A 6,000-nucleotide genomic window follows, 5' to 3' on the forward strand; every position below is an offset into this window, starting at 1 on the left:
GCCCTCAGCCTTCGCTGCCGCGCTGCGCGGCACTGCCTTGCTGCAGCAGGCTCGCCGCGTAACTGCGGGCCTCACCGCCCTCCCCGCCGGCCAGTTCCGCCAGTTCCGCCTGGCGGGCCTGAGTGTCCCGCAGAAGGGACACCCGGGTGTGGGTCATGCCGGCCACCACCTCCTTGGACACCTGGAAGTGGTGGTCTGCAGCCGCTGCCACCAGGGGTTGGTGGGTGACGCAGAACACCTGCCGCTGGCGGGCCAGGCGCCGCAGCAGGGAGGCCATGGCACCGCTGACCCGGCCGCTGACGCCGCTGTCGATCTCATCGAACAGCAGGGTGACGTGGGCATCGGCCGCCGCCAGGCAGGTTTTGAGCGCCAGCAGAAAACGACTCATCTCCCCCCCGGAGGCCACCTCCGCCAGGGGTGCCAGAGGCTGGCCCGGGTTGGCGGAGAACAGAAACTGCACGCGGTCGGCACCGGCCTCACCGGGTTCGGCGGCCTCAATCGCCGCGCTGAAGCGCACGTTGGCCAGCCCCATCGGCCGCAGGGCCTCGAGCATCTCGCCATCGAGGCTGGCCGCAGCCCGGCGCCGCTCCTCGCTCAGCGCCCGGTGGGCGGCATCGCGGCGGCGGCGCGCCTCCAGCTCCCGGGCCTCCAACGCCTCCAGGGAGCTGCCCCGGCCCGAGGGGGAGAGCCGTTCGCCCAGGCGATCGCGCAGGGCGATCAATCCTTCCAGGTCCTGCCCATGGCGGCGTTCGAGACTCTTGAGCGCGTGGATGCGGCTCTGGAGGGTGGCCAGGCTGGCCGGATCGCTCTCCAGCAAACCGCCATAGCGATCGAGGTCACGCACCAGCTCCTGGGTGAGCAGCAGAAGCTCCGCCGCCCGGCCGCGCAGCTCGGCGAGAGAGCCATCGCACTGCTCCATCGCCTGCCACTCCGGCTCACAGGACGCCAGGTGATCCAGCACGGAAGGGGCGCCCTCAGCGCCCTCGAGCAGCCGGCCCAGCAGGGTCATCACGCCCTCCTGCAGCCGCACTCCATGGGCCAGTCGGTCCTGTTCCCTCTCGAGGCGCTGGCGCTCGGTTGGATCCTCGAGGCCAGCCGCCTCCAGCTCGGCCAGGCACGCCTGCTGGCCCGCTCGCTGTTGCTGCTGCTGCTCGGCGGCCTGCCGCGCCAGCTCCAGGGCCGTGAGGGCCTGCTTCCAGTCACGCCAGGCCGTGGCTGCGGCCGCCAGGGTCTGCTGCAGGCTCGGGCCGCCGAAACGGTCGAGCCAGCGCCGTTGCTGACCAGGACGGGCCAGCTGCTGGGTCTGGCCCTGCACGGTGAGGTCGAGCAGCAGGGGGCGCAGCTCCTGCAACTGGGAGCGGTTGATGGCCACACCGTTGAGCCGGTGGCGGCTGCTGAGCCTCCCCTCGCTCCAGCGCCACTCTCTGGCCAGCACGATCTCGTCCTCGTCGGCCTCCTCCAGCTCCTGGGCCGCCAGCCAGAGCTCGAGGGGAGGGGAGAGTGAAAAGCAGGCCTCGATGCGGGCCCGGGTCGAGCCGGAGCGCAGCAGCCGCGTGGCCGAGCCGCCAGGGGAACCCCCCAGCAGGGCATCGAGGGCATCGAGCAGAATCGACTTTCCGGCACCGGTTTCACCGGTGAGCACGGTGAGGCCGGAGCTGAAGCCAAGCTCGAGCTGCTCAATCAGGGCGATGTTCTCCAGGCGCAGGGCCGTGAGCACGCAGCCTCCGTGGATGGCACCGAAGAGCCGGCACCCAGTGAAGGCCCCGACCGTAGCGGCTGGTTCAGTGCTTTAGAAGGGGAACAGATTTCGCGGCAGTCGGCGGCCATGGTGAGCAGTCGCCCGGACACGGTGCAAGGGCCTCCCGAACCGGTGGGCATGCGGTCGGATCCAACGGGCCCTGCCCCGGAGATCACGCCACCCCCCACCGCCATCGAACAGGCGGCAGCGGCCATGCGCCAGGCGGTGCAGGCCGACCCGGAACCGGGCCCGGAGGGGCTGGCGGCATCCACGGGCGAGCTCAGCGATTTCATCGAGGCCGCCGGGCTGCTCACCTACGACCCGGCCACGATCAGCCGCATCTACGCCGGCCATCCCCAGCGGCTGATCCGACGCCTGCTGCAGACGCTTGTGCCCATCGGCCTGTTTCTGGCCGGGGTGGGGATCGATTGGCTGCTGGGACGGCTGAGGAATCTTGAGGTGGCCCGCTCTCGGGCCAGTGAAGCCGCCGACCTGATCGCCTCCCTAGGGCCAGCCTTCATCAAGGCCGGCCAGGCCCTCTCCACCCGGCCCGACATCGTGCCGCCGCTGTTGCTCGAGGAGCTGGCCCAGCTCCAGGATCAGCTGCCCGGCTTTGACTCGGCCCTGGCCATGGCCTGCATCGAGGACGACCTCGGCGCTCCTGTGCACACCATCTACGCCCAGCTGGAACGGGAGCCGATCTCGGCGGCGTCCCTGGGCCAGGTGCACCGCGGCACCCTGCACAGCGGTGAGCGCGTGGCCGTGAAAGTGCAGCGTCCTGGGCTGCGGGAGCAGATCACGCTCGATCTCTACATCGTGCGCAATATTGCCGCCTGGATCAACCGCAATGTGGGTCTGATCCGCAGCGATCTGGTGGCCTTGATCGACGAGCTCGGCCAGCGGGTGTTCGAGGAAATGGATTACTGCAATGAAGCCAGCAATGCCGAGCGCTTCGCCAAGCTCCATCGTCACAATCCGCGTATCGCGGTACCCCGCATCTACCACCAGGCCACCAGCCGCAGGGTGCTCACGATGGAGTGGATCGACGGCGTGAAGCTCACCAACCTGGAGGCGGTGCGCAGCATCGGCATGGACCCCGATGACATGGTGGAGGTGGGTGTGAACTGCAGCTTGCAGCAGTTGCTGGAGCATGGTTTCTTCCACGCTGATCCCCATCCCGGCAACCTGTTGGCCCTGGCGGATGGGCGCCTCGCCTACCTGGATTTCGGCATGATGAGTTCGGTGAGTCGGGAAGCTCGAACCGGCCTGATTCAGGCCGTGGTGCATCTTGTGAATCGAAACTTCGGCAAGCTCTCCCAGGATTTTGTCAGCCTTGGCTTTCTGGCTGAGGATGTCAATCTCGAGCCTATTGTGCCCGCCTTTGAGGGCGTGTTCGGCCAGGCGATTGAGATGGGAGTCAGCCGTATGGATTTCAAGGCTGTCACCGACGATCTCTCCGGTGTGATGTACAAGTTCCCGTTTCGGGTTCCTCCCTACTACGCCCTGATCATCCGCTCACTGGTGACCCTTGAAGGCATCGCTCTGAGCGTGGATCCCGACTTCAAAATTCTCGGTGCCGCCTACCCCTACTTCGCCCGGCGACTGATGGAGGATCCCGATCCCCAGCTGCGCAGCAGCCTCAAGGAGATGCTCTTCGATGGTGAGATCTTCCGTTGGCAACGGCTCGACAATCTCATCGCCAGCGCCTCGCGGGGAGCCAGCCTCGATCTCGACGGCCTGATCGATCAGGTGCTCGACTTTCTGTTCTCCCCCCATGGCGGCCTGCTGCGCCAGCAACTGGTGGATGCCGTCGTGCAGCGCATCGATGGCCTGGCCTGGCAGGCCACCCTGCGGCTGGGCCAGCGGCTGCCCCCCCGGTTTCAACCGCCCGGGGTGCGAGAGCGGCCCAGCCCCACGGCGGAGGAACCCCTGCTCGACCTTGAGCCGGTGCGTCAGTTGGCGGCGATCCTGCAATCCGTTCCCGGCTTCGAACCCCAGCTGCTGCTGAAGCGCCTTCCCAGAGTGCTGGGCGAGCCTGAGCTGCGGCGCATGGGCCTGGATGTGGCCCGAGGGCTGGCGGAGCGGGGCGTGGTGAGGCTGGTGCGCGACGTGATGGTGCCTCCCGGCCTACCAGGCCGCACCAGGCCCCAGGCCGCTCCGCTGAAAATGGCCTGAGCTGACCGCAGTTGCCCTGACTCCTACGCTGGGGCCATGCCATCAAGAGCACTTCGCCAAAGGCTTCTGGGTGCCCTGCTGGGCCTGGGTCTGAGCCTGTCGTCCCCAGCCCTGCTGGCGGCTGAGAACATCGTCTTTGTGAGCGGCGCCTTCCGTCGCTCCCTGCCGGTGGCTGATCTGCAGCACCTGGCCAGCACCGGAGAGGCCAGAGGCCTGCTGGCCGACGTGCTGCGCTTCAGCAACCAGAACCCCGAACAGGTCGCGACCCTGCTGAACCAGTCGCTGCCGCTGCCGATCACCCTGGTGAGCCGGCTGCTCAACACCCGCATCGGCGAGGCTCTGCTGGAGCGCCTGGCCCAGGTGGTGTTTCCGCTGCGCGCCGCCAACCAGGGGATTCCCGCCCTGCGCTCCGCCCTGATCCTGGGGTTGGCCAATGGTGATGGCTCCATCTCCGCCATCTCCTTCCTGGAGGCCTATCCCACCCAGGAGCTGCAGGTGAACATTCCTGCCCTGCTGGCCGTGATGGAGAAGGCCAGCTCGATCACCGAGCTGGTGCGCTTCTTCTCCGAATCCCCCCTGGACGGCCTGCGCAACAACGCCCCTGCAGCGGAAGGCAGCGCTCCGGCACCCACATCTGAGCCGTAGATTTAGCCCAGCCACCCCCTGCCCCCTTGCCCCTGCTCCAATCGCTGCGTCGCCTGGGCTGGGGGCCTGGCTCCGGCCGCCGGTCGATGCAGGACTGGCCAGGGCTGATCGAGGCCTACCGCTCCTGGTTGCCGGTGAGCGAGGCCACACCGGTGATCACCCTGCGGGAGGGAGCCACCCCCCTGATTCCAAGCCAGGCCCTGGCCAGCCGCATCGGACGGGGCGTGCGCGTGTTTCTCAAATACGACGGCCTCAACCCCACCGGCTCCTTCAAGGACCGGGGCATGACGATGGCCATTTCGAAGGCCAAGGAGGCCGGCTCTGAGGCCGTGATCTGTGCCAGCACCGGCAACACCTCGGCGGCCGCCGCGGCCTATGCGCGCCGTGGTGGCATGCGCGCCTTCGTGCTGATCCCCGATGGCTACGTGGCCCAGGGAAAGCTGGCCCAGGCCCTGCTCTACGGGGCCCAGGTGATCGCCATCCAGGGCAATTTCGACCGGGCCCTGGCGATCGTGCAGGACGTGGCCAACCAGTACCCGGTGACCCTGGTCAATTCGGTCAACCCCTACCGGTTACAGGGCCAGAAGACAGCCGCCTTTGAGGTGGTGGATGCCCTGGGCGAAGCCCCCGACTGGCTGTGCATCCCCGTGGGCAATGCGGGCAACATCACCGCCTACTGGATGGGCTTCCAGGAGTACCGGCAGGCCGGCCTGAGCAGCAAGTTGCCGCGCATGCTCGGCTTCCAGGCGGCCGGATCGGCGCCCTTGGTGCTTGGCCACACAGTGGAGCAGCCCGACACCATCGCCACGGCGATCCGGATCGGCAATCCGGTGAACCGCGACAACGCCCTGCGGGTGGAGGCCGAAAGCGGTGGTGGCTTCATGGCCGTCACCGACGCCGAGATCATCGACGCGTACAAACTTCTGGGCAGCGAAGAAGGCGTGTTCTGTGAACCCGCCAGCGCTGCCTCGGTGGCCGGTCTGCTCAAGCGCCGGGCCGAAGTGCCGGCGGGCGCCACCGTGGTGTGTGTGCTCACGGGCAACGGCCTCAAGGATCCCGCCACAGCGATCGAGAACAACGATGCCCTGTTCCACACCGGCCTGGAGGCCGATACGGCAAAGGTGGCCGAAGTGATGGGGTTCTGAGAGGCCGTGGTCCAAAGGCGCCCTGCGGGCGTCGGTTCGCCCCTGCTCTGCGGGGGCTTTGTCATGGCCTGCCAACAGCAGATCTTGCGCAGCCATTCCAAAAAGTGCCTGCGGAAAGGCAGCGGAAAGGCCGCTGTTGCCGGGGGAGGGGCTGGGGGCTGGGCGCAGCAGGTCGTGAGCGTCGATTTCCCCAGACCCGGGAAAGTGTGGAAAAGGCAATCTGTTCCGCAGACCCGCTGCGGTTCTCCTCCCTGTTCAGATCGCGACTCTGCTGTTGCTGCAGGCTGATCGGCAGGA

Annotated in this window: 4 protein-coding genes; 3 read left to right on the forward strand and 1 reads right to left on the reverse strand. The window is 67.7% G+C overall.

The window, feature by feature from the left end; translation table 11 throughout:
- Positions 1–4: 4 nt before the first annotated feature.
- Positions 5–1,717 carry a DNA repair protein RecN gene (recN, locus tag CyaNS01_RS14275; RefSeq protein WP_186697849.1) on the reverse strand — a complete coding sequence of 571 codons (1,713 nt, stop codon included), beginning with the start codon at positions 1,715–1,717 and terminating at the stop codon, positions 5–7.
- Positions 1,718–1,951: 234 nt separating this feature from the next.
- Between recN and CyaNS01_RS14280 the strand changes: the two genes are divergently transcribed.
- From CyaNS01_RS14280 to thrC, 3 genes are all read left to right on the forward strand, one after another.
- A complete protein-coding gene (locus CyaNS01_RS14280) occupies positions 1,952–3,913 on the forward strand; it encodes an AarF/ABC1/UbiB kinase family protein (RefSeq protein ID WP_186700880.1) in 1,962 nt (653 codons plus the stop codon).
- 36 nt (positions 3,914–3,949) lie between these two features.
- Positions 3,950–4,558 carry an alpha/beta hydrolase gene (locus CyaNS01_RS14285; protein ID WP_186697850.1) on the forward strand — a complete coding sequence of 203 codons (609 nt, stop codon included), beginning with the start codon at positions 3,950–3,952 and terminating at the stop codon, positions 4,556–4,558.
- An 86-nt stretch (positions 4,559–4,644) separates the two neighbouring features.
- Positions 4,645–5,703: a threonine synthase gene (thrC, locus tag CyaNS01_RS14290; RefSeq protein WP_186700881.1), complete on the forward strand. Its 1,059-nt coding sequence runs from the start codon at positions 4,645–4,647 to the stop codon at positions 5,701–5,703.
- The last annotated feature ends 297 nt before the right edge of the window (positions 5,704–6,000 follow it).

This window comes from Cyanobium sp. NS01 (assembly GCF_014280235.1).
Classification (GTDB): domain Bacteria; phylum Cyanobacteriota; class Cyanobacteriia; order PCC-6307; family Cyanobiaceae; genus NIES-981.

What these genes read in the sequence shown, in the direction of transcription:
- CyaNS01_RS14280 (WP_186700880.1), top strand. Translation starts at nt 1,952, where the DNA reads ATGCGCCAGGCGGTGCAGGCCGACCCGGAACCGGGCCCGGAGGGGCTG.
- CyaNS01_RS14285 (WP_186697850.1), top strand. Translation starts at nt 3,950, where the DNA reads ATGCCATCAAGAGCACTTCGCCAAAGGCTTCTGGGTGCCCTGCTGGGC.
- thrC (WP_186700881.1), top strand. Translation starts at nt 4,645, where the DNA reads ATGCAGGACTGGCCAGGGCTGATCGAGGCCTACCGCTCCTGGTTGCCG.